General features: G+C 40.5%; 22 protein-coding genes. 19 read left to right on the top strand and 3 right to left on the bottom strand.

All coding sequences use genetic code 11. The features are described 5' to 3' along the window. Window position 1 precedes the first annotated feature (1 nt). From JWR61_RS26270 to JWR61_RS26215, 12 genes are all read left to right on the top strand, one after another. The gene (locus tag JWR61_RS26270) at window positions 2-805 is read left to right on the top strand and encodes a polysaccharide deacetylase family protein (protein WP_301930616.1); all 804 of its coding nucleotides are present in this window, start codon (window positions 2-4) and stop codon (window positions 803-805) included. Beyond that, the gene (locus JWR61_RS26265; RefSeq protein ID WP_301930615.1) at window positions 805-1,479 is read left to right on the top strand and encodes a bifunctional 2-polyprenyl-6-hydroxyphenol methylase/3-demethylubiquinol 3-O-methyltransferase UbiG; all 675 of its coding nucleotides are present in this window, start codon (window positions 805-807) and stop codon (window positions 1,477-1,479) included. Before JWR61_RS26270 ends, JWR61_RS26265 begins: the two co-directional genes overlap by 1 nt. A gap of 204 nt (window positions 1,480-1,683) precedes the next feature. Beyond that, on the top strand, window positions 1,684-2,562 hold the full coding sequence (locus JWR61_RS26260) for a MerR family transcriptional regulator (RefSeq protein WP_301930614.1): 879 nt from the start codon (window positions 1,684-1,686) through the stop codon (window positions 2,560-2,562). A gap of 127 nt (window positions 2,563-2,689) precedes the next feature. After that, window positions 2,690-3,190 (top strand): RNA polymerase sigma factor, encoded by a 501-nt coding sequence (locus tag JWR61_RS26255; protein WP_290339749.1) that lies wholly within the window; start codon window positions 2,690-2,692, stop codon window positions 3,188-3,190. A gap of 49 nt (window positions 3,191-3,239) precedes the next feature. Continuing rightward, a complete protein-coding gene (locus tag JWR61_RS26250) occupies window positions 3,240-4,733 on the top strand; it encodes an NAD(P)/FAD-dependent oxidoreductase (protein WP_301930613.1) in 1,494 nt (497 codons plus the stop codon). Window positions 4,734-4,919: 186 nt separating this feature from the next. Then, on the top strand, window positions 4,920-5,756 hold the full coding sequence (locus JWR61_RS26245; RefSeq protein ID WP_301930612.1) for a phytoene/squalene synthase family protein: 837 nt from the start codon (window positions 4,920-4,922) through the stop codon (window positions 5,754-5,756). 12 nt (window positions 5,757-5,768) lie between these two features. After that, complete coding sequence (idi, locus tag JWR61_RS26240) at window positions 5,769-6,293, top strand: isopentenyl-diphosphate Delta-isomerase (RefSeq protein ID WP_301930611.1); 525 nt, start codon at window positions 5,769-5,771, stop codon at window positions 6,291-6,293. 31 nt (window positions 6,294-6,324) lie between these two features. Further along, entirely contained in the window at window positions 6,325-7,815 is a 1,491-nt protein-coding gene (crtD, locus tag JWR61_RS26235; protein ID WP_301930610.1) for a 1-hydroxycarotenoid 3,4-desaturase CrtD, read from the top strand. A gap of 2 nt (window positions 7,816-7,817) precedes the next feature. Then, window positions 7,818-8,507, top strand: a complete 690-nt coding sequence (locus JWR61_RS26230; protein ID WP_301930609.1) for a carotenoid biosynthesis protein — start codon at window positions 7,818-7,820, stop codon at window positions 8,505-8,507. An 11-nt stretch (window positions 8,508-8,518) separates the two neighbouring features. Next, on the top strand, window positions 8,519-8,995 hold the full coding sequence (locus tag JWR61_RS26225) for a sterol desaturase family protein (protein ID WP_301930608.1): 477 nt from the start codon (window positions 8,519-8,521) through the stop codon (window positions 8,993-8,995). A 127-nt stretch (window positions 8,996-9,122) separates the two neighbouring features. Continuing rightward, window positions 9,123-9,839, top strand: coding sequence for a lycopene cyclase domain-containing protein (locus tag JWR61_RS26220; RefSeq protein ID WP_301930607.1), 717 nt, complete (start codon window positions 9,123-9,125; stop codon window positions 9,837-9,839). A gap of 11 nt (window positions 9,840-9,850) precedes the next feature. Further along, on the top strand, window positions 9,851-10,759 hold the full coding sequence (locus tag JWR61_RS26215) for a DUF72 domain-containing protein (protein WP_301930606.1): 909 nt from the start codon (window positions 9,851-9,853) through the stop codon (window positions 10,757-10,759). Window positions 10,760-10,801: 42 nt separating this feature from the next. Here the strand turns inward: JWR61_RS26215 and JWR61_RS26210 are convergent, their stop codons facing one another. From JWR61_RS26210 to JWR61_RS26200, 3 genes are all read right to left on the bottom strand, one after another. After that, entirely contained in the window at window positions 10,802-12,148 is a 1,347-nt protein-coding gene (locus JWR61_RS26210; protein WP_301930605.1) for a Y-family DNA polymerase, read from the bottom strand. Between the two features lie 91 nt (window positions 12,149-12,239). Next, window positions 12,240-12,833 carry a hypothetical protein gene (locus tag JWR61_RS26205; RefSeq protein WP_301930604.1) on the bottom strand — a complete coding sequence of 198 codons (594 nt, stop codon included), beginning with the start codon at window positions 12,831-12,833 and terminating at the stop codon, window positions 12,240-12,242. 170 nt (window positions 12,834-13,003) lie between these two features. Continuing rightward, on the bottom strand, window positions 13,004-13,435 hold the full coding sequence (locus JWR61_RS26200; RefSeq protein WP_290339761.1) for a LexA family transcriptional regulator: 432 nt from the start codon (window positions 13,433-13,435) through the stop codon (window positions 13,004-13,006). A gap of 84 nt (window positions 13,436-13,519) precedes the next feature. Here JWR61_RS26200 and JWR61_RS26195 point away from each other — a divergent pair, with 84 nt between their 5' ends. The 7 genes from JWR61_RS26195 to JWR61_RS26165 all read left to right on the top strand — a co-directional run bounded on the left by JWR61_RS26195 (window position 13,520) and on the right by JWR61_RS26165 (window position 19,081). Continuing rightward, window positions 13,520-14,152, top strand: a complete 633-nt coding sequence (locus JWR61_RS26195) for a 2'-5' RNA ligase family protein (RefSeq protein WP_301930603.1) — start codon at window positions 13,520-13,522, stop codon at window positions 14,150-14,152. Window positions 14,153-14,172: 20 nt separating this feature from the next. Then, window positions 14,173-14,832 (top strand): 2'-5' RNA ligase family protein, encoded by a 660-nt coding sequence (locus JWR61_RS26190; protein ID WP_301930602.1) that lies wholly within the window; start codon window positions 14,173-14,175, stop codon window positions 14,830-14,832. Between the two features lie 220 nt (window positions 14,833-15,052). Then, window positions 15,053-16,270 (top strand): PA0069 family radical SAM protein, encoded by a 1,218-nt coding sequence (locus tag JWR61_RS26185; RefSeq protein ID WP_301930601.1) that lies wholly within the window; start codon window positions 15,053-15,055, stop codon window positions 16,268-16,270. 18 nt (window positions 16,271-16,288) lie between these two features. Continuing rightward, on the top strand, window positions 16,289-16,657 hold the full coding sequence (locus JWR61_RS26180) for a hypothetical protein (protein WP_290339764.1): 369 nt from the start codon (window positions 16,289-16,291) through the stop codon (window positions 16,655-16,657). A gap of 31 nt (window positions 16,658-16,688) precedes the next feature. Beyond that, window positions 16,689-17,057: a hypothetical protein gene (locus JWR61_RS26175; protein WP_301930600.1), complete on the top strand. Its 369-nt coding sequence runs from the start codon at window positions 16,689-16,691 to the stop codon at window positions 17,055-17,057. A gap of 12 nt (window positions 17,058-17,069) precedes the next feature. Then, complete coding sequence (locus tag JWR61_RS26170; protein ID WP_301930599.1) at window positions 17,070-18,320, top strand: putative DNA modification/repair radical SAM protein; 1,251 nt, start codon at window positions 17,070-17,072, stop codon at window positions 18,318-18,320. Continuing rightward, complete coding sequence (locus tag JWR61_RS26165; RefSeq protein ID WP_301930598.1) at window positions 18,320-19,081, top strand: TIGR03915 family putative DNA repair protein; 762 nt, start codon at window positions 18,320-18,322, stop codon at window positions 19,079-19,081. The genes JWR61_RS26170 and JWR61_RS26165 overlap by 1 nt, the downstream gene beginning before the upstream one ends. The last annotated feature ends 49 nt before the right edge of the window (window positions 19,082-19,130 follow it).

Below are 19,130 nucleotides of genomic sequence, written 5' to 3'. Positions count from 1 at the left end.
AATGAAGATTGCTTTTACGGTAGATTTTGAAGATTGGTACCAGGGCATCGACCTGCCTGTAAGCAATTGGATAAAGCTCGAAAAAAGATTACATATCGGGCACTATAAATTGCTGGAACTTTTTCAAAAGGCCAATGTAAAGGCAACGTATTTTTTATTGGCAAAAACAATTGAAGATCATCCGCTGATGATCCGTGAAATTATTGCCGAAGGCCATGAGATTGGCTGCCACACTTATTCTCATCCGTTTATATATAAATTAACACCCGATCAGTTCAGGGAAGAAATACAAAAATCAAAACAATTAATTCAGCCGTTTGGCGTTAGTTATACCGGGTTCCGGGCACCCTATTTTTCGATTGATGCAAGAAGTTTGTGGGCATTGGATATATTGAAGGAAGAAGGGTTTCAATACGATTCAAGTATTTTTCCGGGAGATGCAAAACGAACTGGTATACCAGGATTCAATCCCGCCATTCAGCATCTCAACAATGGGTTGCTTGAATTTCCGGTGAGTACTCTAAAAGTAATGAATTTTGATTTTGGTGTAGGAGGCGGTTATTTCCGGTTGCTGCCTTATTCTTTCTTTAAAGAAAAGATGACCAGCATGCTTAAAGAAAGGCACTGCATTTTCTACCTGCATCCATGGGAACTTGATATCAACCAGCCAAAAGTACCCGGCATTAACCGCAGGATAAGATTTACGCACTATGTAAATTTGTATTCTGCCGAAAAAAAAACAAGGCAGCTGTTATCCGATTTTGAATGCACAACAGTATCAAACATTTTAAACAACCATACATAATGACCAACACAAAAGAATATATTTCAGAAACAAAGGATGTAGCTACGTTTTTTCACGGATACGCAGCAGATTTTGACAGTATTTACGGTCACACAAAAAAGAGAAGTAGTTGGGATAAATTTTTAGATAAATATTTCAGGGTGTCTATGCGCCTGCGCTATGAACTGGTGTTGAAATATACTGCAACCAATGAGATTAGAACCATACTGGATGTGGGTTGCGGTGGCGGCGTTTATTGCGAGGCCTTGTTGAATGCAGGTAAAACAGTAACTGGAATAGACATCGCCGAAGGCATGTTGCAGCTGGCCGAACAAAAGACAGCTCAATACATTACAGAGGGTAAAGTTAATTATATACACAGCGGCTACCTGGAACATCCGTTTTCTCAGCAGTACGACGCAGCAGTGTTGGTTGGATTTTTCGACTACATAAAAACACCCATTGACACATTTAAAAAGCTGGAAAAAGAAGTAACTAAAGAGTTATTGATGAGTTTCCCAAAAAGTGGCGGTTTTCTTGGCTGGCAACGCAAAGTTCGTTACAAGATGCGCAATTGTCCATTGTATTATTATTCTAAAACCGACCTGGAATCACTGCTTGGACAAATGGGATGGTTGAACAAAGCAGAAATTATCGATATTGAGCGGGATTTTTTTGTTCGGGTAACACTTTAGATGATTTGAAAATATGAATAAAGGTTATCCCGGTTCCGAAAGGAGCCGGGATTTTTTTTACGCAATAGACCCGGGAAGCAAAGTTCTTTATTTAACCTGCCTTAAAAAGTGACTTAGAATCGGACTTGTTAATCTTTTAACTGCTATCTTTAAACAAAATAATTTAACCATTGTTAAAAGGCCAAAAGAAATAACTCACCAGCTATGAATTCATTCACAATAAAAGATCTCGAAAACTTATCAGGTATCAAGGCGCACACCATACGAATTTGGGAGCAGCGTTACAATTTTTTAAAGCCATCCCGTTCGGATACCAACATAAGGTATTACAGCAACGACGAGTTAAAAAAAGTCCTTAATATCTCCTTACTAAATAAATATGGCTACAAGATTTCTCATATAGACAAGATGGGAGACGCTGAGGTTAGGGAAAAGATATTATCGTTAACTCAGACACAGGCCCAGCAGGAACGCATTGTACATGATTTAATACAATGCATGGTTGATTTAAACATTGAAAAACTGGAAAGCATTCTTGATAACTATATCCGTGTGAGGGGCATTGAGCGAACGATCAGGGATATTATTTTTCCTTACCTGGAAAAAATAGGAATTCTGTGGCTTACCAATCACATAAATCCAGCGCAGGAGCATCTTGTAACAAATATCATCCGGCAAAAGCTGATAGGAGGTATTGAAGGAATTGTTACCTCTCTGAAAGTTACTAAAACAGTATTGTTGTTTCTGCCGGAGGGTGAATATCACGAGCTGGGGATGTTATTTATGTACTACCTTTTAAAAAGCAGGGGTATCTCAACCATTTATTTGGGTGCCAATGTACCTATGCAGGATGTTGAGTATGTGGTAAATTTAAAAAAGCCAGACTACTTATATTCTCATCTCACCGCTGTGGGGCATAATTTTAATTTCGATAAGTTTATCTCGGCTATCACAAAAAAGTTTCACTCAACACCGATTATTATTTCAGGCCTGCTTACAAATACTTATGAAAAGAAAATTCCCGCGCATATCAATTTCAAAAAGTCATTTCCTGAAGTGATGGAATTTGTCGCCGCTTTGTAAGCCGCTTTTCCTGATTACTCCTTCATTTTATTTGTTTAATAAAATGTTAAAAAAATTAAACAAAAAATAGTGCATTATTCAATTTTATTTGTTTAACTTTACAGTATAACAATTTAAACAATTTAAGATGGCAACGATAGACTTCAATCAATTGCTTGTTAACAATACTGAATTTTTAAAACCCTTTGCTATTACCCTTACGCGGGACAATGAGGTGGCGAAAGATTTATTGCAGGAAACTATGTACAGGGCTCTGGCCAATAAAGAGAAATACAATGTGGGTACAAATATCAAGGCCTGGTTGTATACCATTATGCGCAATATATTTATTAATAATTACCGGCGCAAGGCAAAACAAAATACCATTTTCGACAGCACTCCAAATGAGTTTTTGTTAAATTATAATCAGGTTACTACCAGTAATGCTGCTGAAGGCGCTTTAAAGTTAAAAGATATACAGGCTGCCGTTCATGAGCTGCCTGCTATTTTTCGCAATCCTTTTATGTTGTATTTTGAAGGGTATAAGTACCACGAAATTGCAGATATGTTGAGCGAGCCCCTGGGTACCATCAAGAGCCGGATACACTTTGCAAGAAAGTTATTGAAGGAACAGATTACCCGTTATTAATTTTTACCCATTCCTTTACCAAAATAAAACGCTTTAGGTTTACCTTAATTTGAAAAACGTAGTCATCATAGGAAGCGGATTTGCCGGCTTATCCGCTGCCTGTTTTATGGCAAAAGAAGGTTGGAATGTTACTGTTGTAGAAAAGCAATCTATGCCTGGTGGAAGAGCGAGGGTGTTACATGCAGAAGGGTTTACCTTTGACATGGGTCCCAGCTGGTATTGGATGCCGGATGTGTTTGAGCGCTTTTTTAATTGCTTTAGTAAAACCGTCAGCGATTATTATCAGCTCGACAGGCTAGATCCTTCCTACAGGATTTACTGGCCGGAAAAATACATGGATATACCAGCCGATTACAAGTGTCTTAAAAATTTATTTGACACTATTGAGCCGGGCAGTGGAGTACAGCTGGACAAATTTATGGAGGAAGCCCAATATAAATATGAAGTGGGCATCAATAAACTGGTACATAAACCCGGGCAAAGTATTGCTGAGTTTGCAGACCTGGATCTTTTAAAAGGCATCTTCCGGCTGGATGTTTTTACATCGATGAAGAAACACATCGGCAAACATTTTAAAAATCCTCAACTACAGCAACTGCTTGAGTTTCCGGTGTTGTTTTTAGGAGCTTTGCCACAAGATACGCCGGCCTTGTATAGTCTGATGAATTATGCGGATGTAAAATCAGGCACATGGTATCCCAGGGGTGGCATGTATAAAATTGTGGAGGCAATGCACCAGCTCGCAACCGAGCTGGGTGTTGATTTTAAGTTCAATCATAACGTTATAAAAATAGATGTTGAATCTGGACTTGCAAAAAGAGTAGTTGCTAATCCCACTAATCGACAAGGGCAGGTGGAAGAAAAAATATTTGATGCAGATGTGGTGATTGGCGGAGCCGATTATCATTTTGTTGAAACAAAATTACTAGATCTACAATACAGATCTTACAGCGATGCTTACTGGGATAAACGCGTGATGGCTCCAAGCTGCCTGATATATTATGTTGGTCTGAATAAAAAACTCGACAACGTTTTACACCACACGTTGTTTTTTGATACCAGTTTTGAAGTACATGGAAAAGAAATTTATACCGAACCACAATGGCCGGAAAAGCCTTTATTTTATGTAAGTGTAACTTCTGCAAGCGACGATACGGTAGCGCCTGAAGGATGTGAAAATTTATTTTTTTTGATTCCCGTTGCGGCTGGTTTAACCGGCGATACGGAAGCACTCAGGGATAAATATTTTGATGAAATTATGGAACGGTATGAAAACCGTATCGGTCAAACAGTTAAAGATGCTATTGTTTACAAGAAGTCTTACTCGGTTAGCAATTTTATTGAAGACTACAATGCATTTAAAGGAAATGCATATGGCTTGGCAAACACTTTAATGCAGACGGCTGTTTTAAAGCCTGGCTGCAGGAGCAAGAAAATAAAAAATTTATTTTACACCGGTCAGCTTACTGTACCTGGTCCGGGAGTGCCGCCCTGTTTGATAAGTGGCGAAGTGGTTGCAAAAGAAATAGTAAAATATTTTTAACAAAAGCGGCTTTGATTGGTTATAGAGACTGAAGTTGTGTTTGAATGATCGTAGTTCAATCCGATTGCTATCATAATACTTTTCCACCAGGAGGCTGAAGTTCAATACGGCTTTATAAGTATAAGTGAGTGACACAACGATGATGCACCCAAAACAAATGATCACCAAAAAAATCAGTTAGGAAGCATGATAGACCTGTTTCATGAATTGAGCCAGCAGTGTAGTAAGGCTACTACGGAGATGTATAGTACATCTTTCAGCAGTGCCATTAAATTACTGCATCCTAACATGCGCACACCGGTATTTAATGTATATGGGTTTGTGCGTTTTGCTGACGAGATTGTTGATACATTTCACCAGCATGATAAGGCCATGTTGCTGGATGAATTTAAAGATGAAACCTATCTTGCCATTAAACGAAAGATCAGCCTAAACCCAATACTGCACAGCTTTCAGATAACCGTAAATAAATACGGCATACCACATCATTTAATAGATGCTTTTTTTAAGAGCATGGAAATGGATCTTAGCAAAGCGAGCTATGACTGTGATGGATATAAAGCCTATATTTATGGCAGTGCTGAAGTGGTTGGTTTAATGTGCCTGTATATTTTTTGCGAAGGAGATGAGGTGATATATGAAAAATTAAAACCCTCCGCACAGTTGCTGGGTGCGGCTTTTCAGAAAGTAAATTTTTTGAGGGATGTAAAAGCAGATTACGAAGGCCTGAGCAGGACTTATTTTCCGGGAGTTGATTTTAATAATTTTACACCTTCTATGAAGCGGAAGATAGAGCAGGAAATTGAAGACGATTTTGCCGGAGCGTATGAAGGCATTGTTCAGTTACCCATTAAAGCAAGGTTCGGTGTTTACGTAGCGTACAAATATTATTTGTCCCTTTTTAAGAAGATAAAAAAGACAGCGCCGCACCATATTTTAGAACAAAGAATCCGTATACCGGATTATGGTAAAGTAATAATCGTAGCGAAAGCTGGCGTAAGAAACCAGTTCAATATTTTATAAAGCGGAACTTGTATGGATGTTATTTTAGTAGATGAAAATGATGTACCAACGGGTACAATGGAAAAAATGGAAGTTCATGAAAAAGCCCTGCTGCACAGGGCTTTCAGCGTTTTTATTTTTAACAGTAACGGCGAAATGCTGTTGCAGCAAAGGGCAGCAAGTAAATACCATAGTCCTTTGTTATGGACCAATACCTGCTGTAGTCATCCGGCACCGGGCCAGGATATCATTGATGCGGCGGCAAAACGTTTGAAGGAAGAGATGGGCTTTACAACACAACTGGAAAAAGCATTTGAATTTATTTACAAGGCTCCTTTTGATAACGGACTTACCGAATACGAGTACGATCACGTGTTTACAGGGGTTTACGATGGCATTATTATTCCTGATGTAGATGAAGTAAACTGGTACCAGTATGAATCTACCGAAAGCATCCAGTCAGATTTGCAACAACATCCTGAAAAATACAGTGAGTGGTTTAAAATAGCCTTTCCAAGACTACAGGCGTATCTTGCACAACGCAACACGGCAAGTTAGCAGCAATGCGATTGCCCATCCTTATTCAACCATGCACAAAAAAAAAGCAATCATTATCGGAAGTGGTATAGGCGGTATGGCTGTAGCTATTCGCCTCGCCCTGCAGGGTTTTGATGTTTCAGTGTATGAAAAAAACAGTGTGCCCGGGGGTAAGCTGACTGCTTTTGAACAGGATAGTTATCACTTCGATGCTGGGCCCTCATTGTTTACCCAACCTCAAAATATCGCGGAATTATTTACGTTGGCGAATGAGCCGATGGAGCAATATTTTTCTTACGAACCTGTTGCCATCGCCTGTAAATATTTTTATGAAAATGGCAAAGTGGTGCATGCATATACCGATGCAACGCTGTTTGCTAAAGAACTAAAAGAACAATTAAACGAGCCGCCGGAAAATGTAATTACCTATTTAAAGAATGCTGAAAAATTATACAATAATATCGGCACTGTATTTTTAAATAATTCTTTACACAAGGCAGCCACCTGGCTTAATAGAAAAATATTTCCTGCATTAAAAACATTGCGGCTTGATTATTTACTGAAGTCGATGAACCAGTACAACAGCAAACATTTTGCTTCGCCGGAGGCGGTGCAGCTGTTTAACCGTTTTGCAACCTACAATGGGAGCAATCCGTATAAAGCCCCGGCCATGCTGAGTTTGATTCCTCACCTGGAACAAAACCAGGGAACATTTTATCCGCATGGCGGCATGATCAGCATCACCAATGCCTTACATAAACTGGCAGAAAAAAAAGGTGTGCAGTTTTATTTTGATACACCGGTGCAACAAATTATGCATGCTGATAAAACAGTGCAGGGTGTTATTGTAAATGACAAAGAAGAAGAAGCTGATGTGGTGATAAGCAATGGTGATATTTATTTTACTTATAGGAATTTACTCAACAATGCACGGGAGGCAAAGAATATATTGAAGCAGGAACGCAGCAGCAGCGCCATTATTTTTTACTGGGGCATCAGCAAACCATTTTCGCAATTGCACCTGCACAATATACTTTTCAGCAAAGATTATAAAACGGAGTTCGATCATATTTTTGAACAAAAGAAATTGATAGAAGATCCTACTATCTACATCAACATTACATCGAAAATGGAAGCAGGCCAATGTCCCGACGGAAAGGAAAACTGGTTTGTAATGGTGAATGCACCAGCCAATACCGGGCAAAGCTGGGACGAATTAAAAACGGATGTAAGAAAAAACGTGATCAGCAAATTGAACCGTATGCTGAAGGAAAATATTGAACCTTTCATTGAGACAGAACAAACGCTCGACCCGGTAATGATAGAATCACAAACGGCAAGTTACATGGGCTCATTGTATGGTACCAGTTCCAATTCAAAGCTGGCGGCTTTCTTCAGGCCGTCAAATTTTTCCAATGCATTAAAGGGATTGTATTTTTGTGGTGGCAGCGTGCATCCCGGCGGTGGCATTCCGCTATGTTTAAAGAGTGCTAAAATTGTAAGTGAATTAATTGCAGCCAATCATCCAAAACAAGCTCACTGATATTGCTGAACAACATTTCTAAATACCAGGCAGCCACTTTTATTGCCATCCTTTTTCACACAATTGGTTTGGTGGGCATACTTGTTTTTAACAGCACATTCATCATCCAATCCACGCCGTTTAATTTGTTATTGAGTGCGACCTTGCTTGTATGGACGCAGCAGGAAAAGAACAAGTATTTCTATCTCTTCGCGGTGGTAACTTTTATTGCTGGCTTTGCAGTCGAAGTCATCGGCGTAAACACCGGGCTGTTGTTTGGTAATTACAGCTATGGCGATGTACTCGGTTTTAAATGGCAACAGGTGCCGGTTGTAATCGGTATTAACTGGCTCATTGTAGTGTATTGTTGCGGTATCGCTATCCACACTTTTTTAAATAATATCATCCACAAATTAGCCACTGAAACCAAAGCACCACCGATCGCTTTAAAAGGTATATCGGTAATTGCCGATGGCGCCACGTTGGCCGTTTTGTTCGACTGGCTGATAGAACCGGTGGCGGTAAAACTCGGCTACTGGCAATGGAAGGATGACAGTATTCCCATGTACAATTATATGTGCTGGCTGGCCATCGGCGCATTGCTGCTGGCGGTTTTCCACTTTTGTACATTCAACAAGCAAAACAAATTTGCCGTAAATTTGTTACTAATTCAAGTGATGTTTTTTTTATTACTCCGCACTTTTTTGAAATAATATTTTACACCATGCACTGGCTTTTATTTATATCAATTACACTGGTCACCTTTTTTGTAATGGAAGGGATTACCTGGCTTACGCACCGGTACATCATGCACGGTTTTTTGTGGTACCTGCACCAGGATCATCACCAGCCGAAGCCCGGATTTTTTGAAAAAAATGATGCCTTCTTTTTGATATTCGCCATACCAAGCTGGTTGTGCATTATGCTCGGCCTGCAGCACCAGGTATATACCGCAGCCGCAATTGGCTTTGGCATTGCCTTGTATGGCTTTGCCTATTTTGTAGTGCACGAAGTCATCATTCACCAGCGGTTTAAATGGTTTACCCGCAGCAACAATACCTACATCCGCACCATCCGCTGGGCGCATAAAATGCACCACAAACACATGGATAAATACGAAGGCGAAAGTTTTGGTATGTTGTTCGTGGCAAAAAAATATTGGCAAAAAGTGAAGGCCGATAAATTAAGAAACGCTCAATAATGTTTTTGGCCAAACAGTTGATTTACTAATAAACTTCACAGGCGTCGCACGCTTTTACTGCATTTCATTATTGATCTTTTATCTTAGCGTAGTAATGTATTTGCAAAAAAACTTCCAATCGAAATAATTGAACAATCACTACACTTATTTTTTAATTCTTGGCTGCAGCCTCGCCGGGCCGCTGGCATTGAGTTTTGATAAGAAGGTAGCTTTTTATAAAAAATGGAAATACCTGTTTCCGGCAATGCTGCTGCCTGCAGTAATTTACATTGCCTGGGATGTTTTTTTTACAGCAAAAAATGTCTGGAGCTTTAATGACAATTATATCACCGGCATAAAATTCATCAACCTGCCCATTGAAGAAGTATTGTTTTTTTTCGTAGTGCCTTATTGTTGTGTGTTTATTTACGAATGCATAAAGTGTTACTTTCCGCAACTATCCAATAAAAGGTCGGCCAATATTTTCATGCAGTTATTAGCTGCTGTTTTATTAATAACAGGACTGATGTTTTATAAAAGGTTTTACACCAGCTGGGCTTTTGTCCTCTGTGCGCTGTTTATAATCAACTTGTTTGCATTTAAAAATTTCTTCCGGAATTTTAATACAACTTTTTTTTTAGTAGCGTATGCTATCATTTTAATTCCGTTCCTTTTGGTAAATGGTTTTTTAACAGCTATCCCTGTGGTGTTATATAATGATGCAGAGAACCTCGGCATCCGGATTTATACTATTCCTATGGAAGATGTTTTTTATGGCATGCTGTTGATTATGATGAATATTGCACTGTATGAAAAATTCAGGAACAGCGATGATACAACAACAATCGAGAAACAAAAAATATAAACAGTTTATTTATGGAATTTGGACTTGTAACGAAAAATGAATTGGACAAGGTTGATTATAGCTTACCGGCAGATCCGGCTTTTAATAATGCCATATTAAGTGGCGCATCGGTTAAAAATCCAAAAGTATACATTGGCTGCGCTAAATGGGGACGCACAGAATGGTTGGGCAAAATTTATCCACCCAAAACAAAAGAAAAAGATTTTCTGCAACACTATGTGCAGCATTATAACAGCATTGAATTAAATGCCACGCACTACCAGTTATATGGAACCGATACCATTCAAAAATGGGCAGATAAGGCTGCCGGAAAAGACTTTTTATTTTGTCCTAAAATGTACAAAGGTGTAACACATATTGGAGGCCTCAAAGGAAAAGAAGGATTGACGACTGAGTTTTTAAAAGGTGTACAGACCTTTGGCAAAAACCTGGGCCCCATCTTCATCCAGGTAAGTAAATCTTTTTCACCCGCCAGGAAAAGCGAATTGTTTGCTTACCTGCATTCCCTGCCAACAGCGTTTCAATTTTTTGTGGAAGTTCGCCACCCGGAATGGTTTGCCAATGCCACCATCTCCAAAGAATTTTTTACCACGTTGCGGCAGCTCCATATGGGCGCAGTAATTACAGATGCCAGCGGCAGAAGAGATTGTGCACACATGCATCTGCCCGTTGCCAAAACATTTATACGATACGTGGGCAATAGCTTACATGCATCCGATTATACAAGAATTGATATATGGGTAAACCGCATGAAACAATGGCTGGATAAAGGGGTAAACGAAATATACTTTTTCATGCACATGCACAACGAAGCAACATCACCCGAGCTGACAGTTTACCTGGTTGACAAGCTGAATGCAGCGTGTGGATTAAAATTGCCAAAACCAACCTTCGTCTCGCAACAACAAAGTTTGTTTTAGCAAGTTGATGATAAATGTTGTGTGATTTTTAAAGCTTCACCCTTATTTCACTTCGCACATTTCATCCCATCGGGTAGTATATCTCGGGCTGCGCATTTCCTGCCGCATCTTCCAGTTGCGTGTGGTGCCCGATGCCGCAAATTTCACGATATCATCCCGCATAGCAAAGTTCACATTGTCCACCATGCTCATTAATAAACGCTTGTTGTTGTTGGTTTCTTCTTTAAATAAGTTTCCTTGTATGGTGTCATCCGGTACCAGTCCGCTCAGTGTTACACCTGCTTTTTTATATCGCTTGCCGGGCTCAAATAATTTATCAACCAGCTTCATTGCCGGCTTTATCAGTTCATGTGTGGCAGCAGTTGCAAAAGGCAGGGTGGTATAACTGCCCACGCTTGGTCCGTGCCGGAAGCGTTCGCTGGTGCTTGCTTCTTTGGGCACCACAAAAACACTGATCACATTCGCCGCACCTTTTTGCCGCCGCAATTTCTCCGCAGCACGCGACGTATAAGTCGCAATGGCCTCTTTAATTTCTTCAATGGTACTCACCGCATTGCCGAACATTCGCGTAGAAGCAATCATTTTTTTACTGCTCAACTGGTCTTCCATTTCATTCACCGGTTCGCCTTTTAATTCTTTTAATAAACGCACGCCGACCACACCACCCAAATGCACTTTCGCCCATTCTTCTTTTCTTTTACTAAGATCCAGCGCCGTGTAGATTGCATGCATGTCCCGCAGCTTTTCAGCATACTGCCGGCCCACGCCCCATACATCACTGATGGGTGTTTTGTACAAGGCATCCGTAATTTTTTCTTCCGTATCCAATACCATTACACATTTTTTCCGCTTGTCTTTTTTAGATAACCGGTTGGCTACTTTCGCCAGCACTTTCGTCGGCGCCACCCCGATGGATACTTTGATGCCTGTCCACATTTCTACCGTGTCTAAAATATAGGCGGCCAGGTCGTATAAACTGTTCGCATCATAATCGGTTAAATCCAAAAAGGCTTCATCCACAGAATATACTTCTACATTCTCTGCCCCCAAAATCACACGCAATGTTTCCATTACCCGCCAGCTTAAATCGCCATACAAATTGTAGTTGGAAGAAAAAGTCGCCACGTTGAATTTTTCAATCAGCGGCTTTGCCAAAAAATACGGCCCGGCCATACCCACGCCAATGGCCTTCGCCTCATCGCTCCTGGAAATGATACAACCATCATTGTTGCTCAGCACCACCACCGGTTTATTATCCAGGTGCGGCTTAAACAACCGTTCGCAGCTGCAGTAAAAACTGTTACAATCTATGATGGCTTTAAAGCCCCGGCGCTCAGTCGATAAGCTTTCCATAGAATTTGATTCGTGAAAAACATTTTGTAAATCCATCAGAAGATATTTTAAGTTTTCAAATCCCGTAAACATCACCCCGTCAGCGGTTATAGACCCTGACGGCGGTTAATAGGAGACGGAATAAAAATTATTCTATCAGGAATTTCTCCATCCCTTCTTTTCCATATCTGTCTTTATGAGCAGCTTCAAATGCAGCAACTCCACCAAACCAATCCAACACTTTTGTGGCAGCCAAAAAAGTATCGTCCTTTTTTAAAATTGAGTGATAAGAAGAAAATTCCCATTCTTTAAAATCATTCACAAAACCGTGCAGCTGAGCATTGTAGTGGCAGTAATAAATAACTGTGGTAAGATACCTGGCATCATCAATTAACTTTCGTTTAAAAGGAGATTCAAATAAAGATCCTGTGCGTTTATTAATGCGGTTGACAGATTGAGCATAGGAATTAAAAAAGTGTGATAATTGTTTAGATGCGTTGAGCTGCACCGTTCCTTGCCCATTCAATTTAGCCACCACTACATTTTCTTTTACATGCACCAGCAGATGGAAATGATTTTTTAACAACGCATAGCAATAGGTTTCAAACACATCGGAACAGTAAGCAAAGTATTGCTGTAGAAAATAATAATAGTTCCGATTTTCTTTAAAAATATCTTCCCCATTTACACCCCTGTTATAGATATGAAAGAACTGTCCTTCTTCCAATGTTTGAATGTCCATATGAATTGTTTTATTTTCTGGATTTATTATTGGCAATTAGTTAACTCCCGATAACCCCGACCGCGGCTATCAGCCCCGTCGGCGGTTAATAAGAGATCATCAATCTTAAAAAAGAACTTCCTACGATCAACCGCCGTCAGGGTTTAAAACCGCTGACGGGGTTGCATGTACTACACATTCCTGATCACACAAATTACCACCCCCCAGATTTTAAAATCCATAAACTCACTCACATCAATGGTCGCCAGCTTCGGCGTTTCCGGAATCAGTCGCAATTTATTGATCGTTCTTTCATATCGGCGGATCAGCATTTCACCATCCAGCACCGCGATTACAATCTTGCCGTTACTGGGCTTGATACTCCGGTCAACAATCACAATGTCTCCGTCAAAAATGCCGGCGTTGATCATGCTGCTGCCGCTCACTTTCATAAAAAAAGTCGCCGGTTTATTACGGATCAGTTGTTCATTCAAATCAATTCCCCGCTCCATATAATCATCTGCGGCAGCGCCAAAACCCGTGGCATTCGCAGCGGTTACATGGTGCTGGGTAAAACGTTTAGTGCCGGTATAATTGCTGCCAAAAAAGTTTTCCACTTCCATATAAATTATTTTATTGTTAACTAAATTATTTAGTAAATTTACACTAAATAAATTGGCAATCCCAAATTTTAAAATGCATAATTTATGGTTGACACTGGTAAAAAATTAGTTGTGTTAGATGACTACACAGGGATGAATGAATATCTTCTTTTAATCAGCCCGGAGGGGAGGCTAAGAAGTCGGTTGATGAGAAGAAAGAAAGAGTTTTCATCAACATATGGTAATCGTGATGCGGAACATAGTTTACCACATTTGACGCTTGCAAATTTTGTCTTATCAGATAGTAGTCAGGGTAAAATTATTAAGCCGCTGAAAGATGTTGCCTCAAGGTCAAATAAAATAGGAATTGAGCTGGAAAATTTTAAATGGTTTAAAGAACATACAATATACGTTGACGTAAAATATAAAACAGACATGAAACAACTAGTAAGAAAAATAACCAACGCTATAAAGCGATATATTAAAGCTGACAACAAATTTCCGCCTCGTTTTATTTTAAATCCTCACCTTACTCTTTGCAAAGGGCTTACCAACGAGCAGTATAAAAAAAGCTTACTGGAATATGGCGCTTTAAAGTTTTCCGACAAGTTTACGGCCGCTGAAATGATACTTTTGAAGCGATCCGTTAGTGTGGCTGAACGTTATCGTGTGGTGGGACGATTTGGGCTCGAGGGACCTGAATCCAACAACAGAACCATCCAGCTTACCTTATTTTAATTTTCATAAAATCATTTATCATGGAACATCAAACCATAGAAAATAAATCCGCTTTTAGGACAAAAAAGAGAGACTTGTCGGGCACTACGCCCGGCTACAAAATTTACGAGTACCTGCTGGTGCTGAATCCGCACGAAGAACTGCGCAATAAAATAATGGAAGCGAAGAAACATTTTGCAGAAAAGTACCAGTCGGAAACGGCGCTGTACAGCAAGCCCCATCTCACGCTGGTAAACTTTGTACAGTACGGCATGATGGAAGAGCGCCTGCTCAATCGCTTAAACACCATTGCCATGGGCTATCACCCTGTAAAAATTGAGTTGAAGGATTATGGCAGTTTTCCTTCGCATACCATTTATATCAATGTCACTTCCAAATTGCCGATACAGGATTTGGTAAAACAAATTCGTACGGAGGCGCAGCAACTAATGAAACTCAACAACGATAACAAGCCCCATTTTATAATGGAGCCGCATGTAACGGTCGCCAGAAAATTACAACCCTGGCAATATGAAAAAGGCTGGTTAGAATATAGCCACAAACAATTTACCGGCAGGTTTATAGCCGACGCCATGTTATTGTTAAAGCGGCCGGTGGGGGAGATGAAATACCAGATTGTACAAAGGTTTGAGTTTCAAAATTTACCCGTCACAACTACACAGGGGTCGTTGTTTGCATAAAATAAAAATATTGGGGTCCGGGCAAGGGCTCAGCCATGGGCAGCATCGTTGCGTCGCCCTCTTGTACAAAAAACGCCATGTGCAGCATCCTTTCAATTTGAAGCTGCCACCACATCAAAAACAGTTTCCACAGAAAACCAAACGGAAGCGAAACCCCGTCAGCGGTTAAAAACCCTGACGGCGGTTGACCAGCAAGAACGGTTCTATAAAATTCAATACCATGAGCAACGAATCAACGGCTGCAAATAATAAATCAAAACCGGGACAGCTACAACAAGATAGCGTACCAGTTAAGTCAGTAACAGTTATCAATAAAGAGAAAGAAGATGCAGTTCAGCGGGGTTCAAAAGTGCCCCCGCCTGAGGGAGATTTGGAGGGGACTGCAGTGGGTTCCTACCACCATGGTCGCGGTGCCCAGTTCAATACCAAAAACAGGTTTCTAAAAAATGAATCTACCAGGGAACACATTGAAGGCATCGACGATTGGGAAGAAAGTAATATCCCAACCCAGTACATAGAACAGCAAAGCAAAACAATCGTCAACAAAATAGAAAGCAAAGACGTAGGCATGAGTTACAGTATGAACCCTTACGCCGGTTGTGAGCATGGCTGCATTTATTGCTACGCCCGCAATGTGCATGAATACTGGGGCTACAGCGCCGGCCTTGATTTTGAGCAAAAGATCATCATCAAAAAAAACGCACCGCAACTGCTGCGCAAGTTTTTAATGCATCCCAAATGGGACGCAACACCCATTATGCTCAGCGGCAACACTGATTGCTATCAACCTGCCGAACAAAAATTCAGACTTACAAGAGGCCTGCTGGAAGTGTGCAATGAATTCAATCAGCCTGTAGGTATCCTCACAAAAAATTCCTGGATACTAAAAGATAAAGATGTGTTACAGGATATGGCAAAGAAGGGCATCGTATCCGCAATGGTAAGCATCACTTCTTTCAACGAAGATTTACGCAGGATCATGGAACCAAGAACCACCACGGCCAAACAAAAATTAAAAGTAATCAATGAACTCAGCAGTGCCGGTGTACGCATGGGTGTAATGATGGGCCCGATGATACCAGGGTTGAATGAACACGAAATGCAACGCATCATGAAAGCCGCGGCTGACAATGGCGCAACGTTCACGGCTTATACTTTTATCCGCTTAAACGGTGCCATCAAATTTTTATTTCACGATTGGTTGTTTAAAAACTTTCCCAACCATGCAGATAAAGTATGGCACCTGATTGAACAAAGTCATGATGGCCAGGTGAACGATACCCGCTTTGGCGTGCGCATGCGGGGCGAGGGACACATTGCGCAAATGGTGGCGCAGCAATATAAAAAATACGGCAAATTATATAACATGAATGCGGAGGAGTGGAGTCTGAATACAAATATTTTTAAACGGCCGGGCGAACAGGGCAAATTATTTTAAAAGATAAAAATCAGCAACATGAACTCAGTAACAAAAGACTACCTGACAGAAATTATTTTTAAAAAAGCCAGCGAAAACATTGACAAATACCGGGAGAGTAAACAACAGCAGTTTGACAACGAACCCTATCCCGGCGCAACCGATGAAGAGGTGCTGGATTTCATTATCACCATTCCTTACTTCGACGTAAAGCTGAAAGATTTTTTGCTGGGTAACATTGCTGACAGCACTATCATCATCAGCCAAAGCTGGGAAAATGAATTTATAAAAAATACAAAACTGTGGGCCGAAAGTTTTGAGTGGCTGCATGGCAATGATTATTTTTTAAGCGAAGCACATACCAGCGGCATTAATAAAGACAGAAACTTTTTATCACTTCCGTATTGACCCAATTTTTTCACTTCTGATTTTTATAACCATGATAGCAGTAACCGGAGAATATCTAATCAACATCATCGAACGGCGCGTTAATCAAACGATAGGTTTGCGACGCAATTTATCCGCAGCCGAATTATTAACAGAGCCATTGTTGTATCCCACCAATGAAGAGATTGCAGACTTCATTTTATCTATCCCTTACTTTGATGAACGTCTTAAAAATTTCATCCTTGGATTTTTAACCGAGCAGACCATCATCATCAGCCAGACCTGGGAAATTGCGTTTAGTGTACGCACCGGAAGATGGGCTGAAAGCGATGAATGGCTGCATGGCGCATTTAGGTTATCAATGAATTCGCTTGAAGACCATCAACACAACAACGCCGATTTTTTGACGCTCCCCTATTAAATGACAATGCCGATGAGTGACCGTATCACTGAAAAACTATCCATCCTTGCAGATGCCGCCAAGTATGATGTAAGCTGCGCCAGCAGTGGCAGCGATCGTAAAAATAACAACAACGGTTTGGGCAATGCCAGTAATGGAATTTGCCATGCCTATACCGAAGATGGCCGCTGTGTTTCCCTGCTTAAAATTTTGTTGACCAACCACTGCATTTTTGATTGCGCCTACTGCGTAAGCCGCAAGAGCAATGATATCAAACGTGCCGCTTTTACTGTGCAGGAAGTGGTAGACCTTACCATTAATTTTTATCGCCGTAATTACATTGAAGGATTGTTCCTGAGTTCAGGCATTTTTAAAAATGCAGATTATACAATGGAGCGGCTGGTTTCAGTAGCGAAAAAATTAAGGACAGAACATAAATTCAACGGCTACATTCATTTAAAAACCATACCCGGTGCAAGCGATGAACTGGTAAAGGAAGCAGGCTTATGGGCCGACCGGTTAAGCATCAATGTTGAAATGCCAACGGAGAAAAGCCTGGCTTTACTGGCACCTGATAAGAACCGTGCTGATATGCTGAAGCCAATGCAGTTTTTAAAAGATGCCATCATTCAAAACAAGGAAGAAAAAAAGTTGTTTGCCAGCACGCCCATGTTTGCACCTGCAGGGCAAAGCACGCAAATGGTAATTGGTGCCACACCGGAAACCGACCTGGAAATTTTATGGCTCGCCAACGGCTTTTATAAAAAGTTCAATATGCGCCGGGTGTACTACTCCGGTTATGTGCCCATCAGCAACGATAATCGCTTACCTGCTATTGGTACGCCGGTGCCGATGATTCGTGAAAATCGTTTGTACCAGGCCGATTGGCTGATGCGTTTTTATGGTTTTAAAGTACAGGAAATAGTGAACCATGAAAACCCATTACTGGATACAGATATTGATCCTAAACTAAGTTGGGCGTTAAGAAATTTGCAGCTGTTTCCTGTTGACATCAATAAAGCCGGTTATGAAGTTATTGTGCGCATACCCGGCATTGGGATACAGTCTGCCCAAAAAATTTGTGCTGCCAGAAAGTTCAGGCGGCTCAACAGTACACATTTACAAAAGCTGGGTATCGCCTACAACAGGGCAAAATATTTTATCAGCAGCGATACGGAATTTGAAAAGAAAGACTGGCATCCCAACCAGATTAAGTCCTTTATTTTAAAAGAAGGCAACAGTAAATACGAAGCCAATTTTTCGCCTCAACTAAAATTATTTTAATGACGGTTGTTGTATACGATGGCAGCTTCGAAGGCTTGCTGACGGCTGTGTTTGAGGTATACGAATATAAATTACCGCAACCTTTTATTGCAAGAGAAGCAGCAACAACCGGAAGCCTGTTTGGAGAAACTCATACGGTGATAACCAATGCAGAAAAAAGCAACAGGGTGTATCAAAAACTAAAAGCAATTATAAGTGCAAAAACAATCAAACAATTGTACGATACCTATCTCTCAGAAATAAAGGAGATCGAAAATGTGCTGTTGCGGTTTATACAATATGCTTTGCAATCCAACTTCACCATTGAAAATGATTATACCAAAGCAGACGTATTGCTGATACAGCAAACCAGCAAAAAAGTAAACCGGGAAAAACACCGCATGAAAGCCTTCGTGCGTTTTCAGCTAACAAAAGATCAATTGTATTATTGCATCATTCAACCGGATTATAATGTGTTGCCGCTGATCGGCAAACACTTTAAAGAACGCTACGCAGACCAGCGCTGGCTCCTTTATGATGGCCTGAGAAAATATGGTTTGTATTACAATGGTGAAACGGTAGAAGAAGTGCAAATGCATTTTGAAGCCGACCTCAACAACGAACAAAATCTTGCCACACTGCATGATGAAAAAGAAGAACTCTACCAGCAATTATGGAAACAATATTTCAGCAGCGTAAACATACAAGCCCGCAAAAATATGAAGCTGCACATTCGGCAAATGCCTAAAAGGTATTGGCGGTATTTGGTGGAGAAGCAGTAGGATGTGTTGCATATGATTTAAAAAACTTAAACTGATTCTTACATTACTA

Source organism: Ferruginibacter sp., assembly GCF_028288465.1.
Classification (GTDB): domain Bacteria; phylum Bacteroidota; class Bacteroidia; order Chitinophagales; family Chitinophagaceae; genus Ferruginibacter.
Note: the sequence above shows the minus strand (reverse complement) of the source record. Positions and strands in the feature narration are given on the sequence as shown.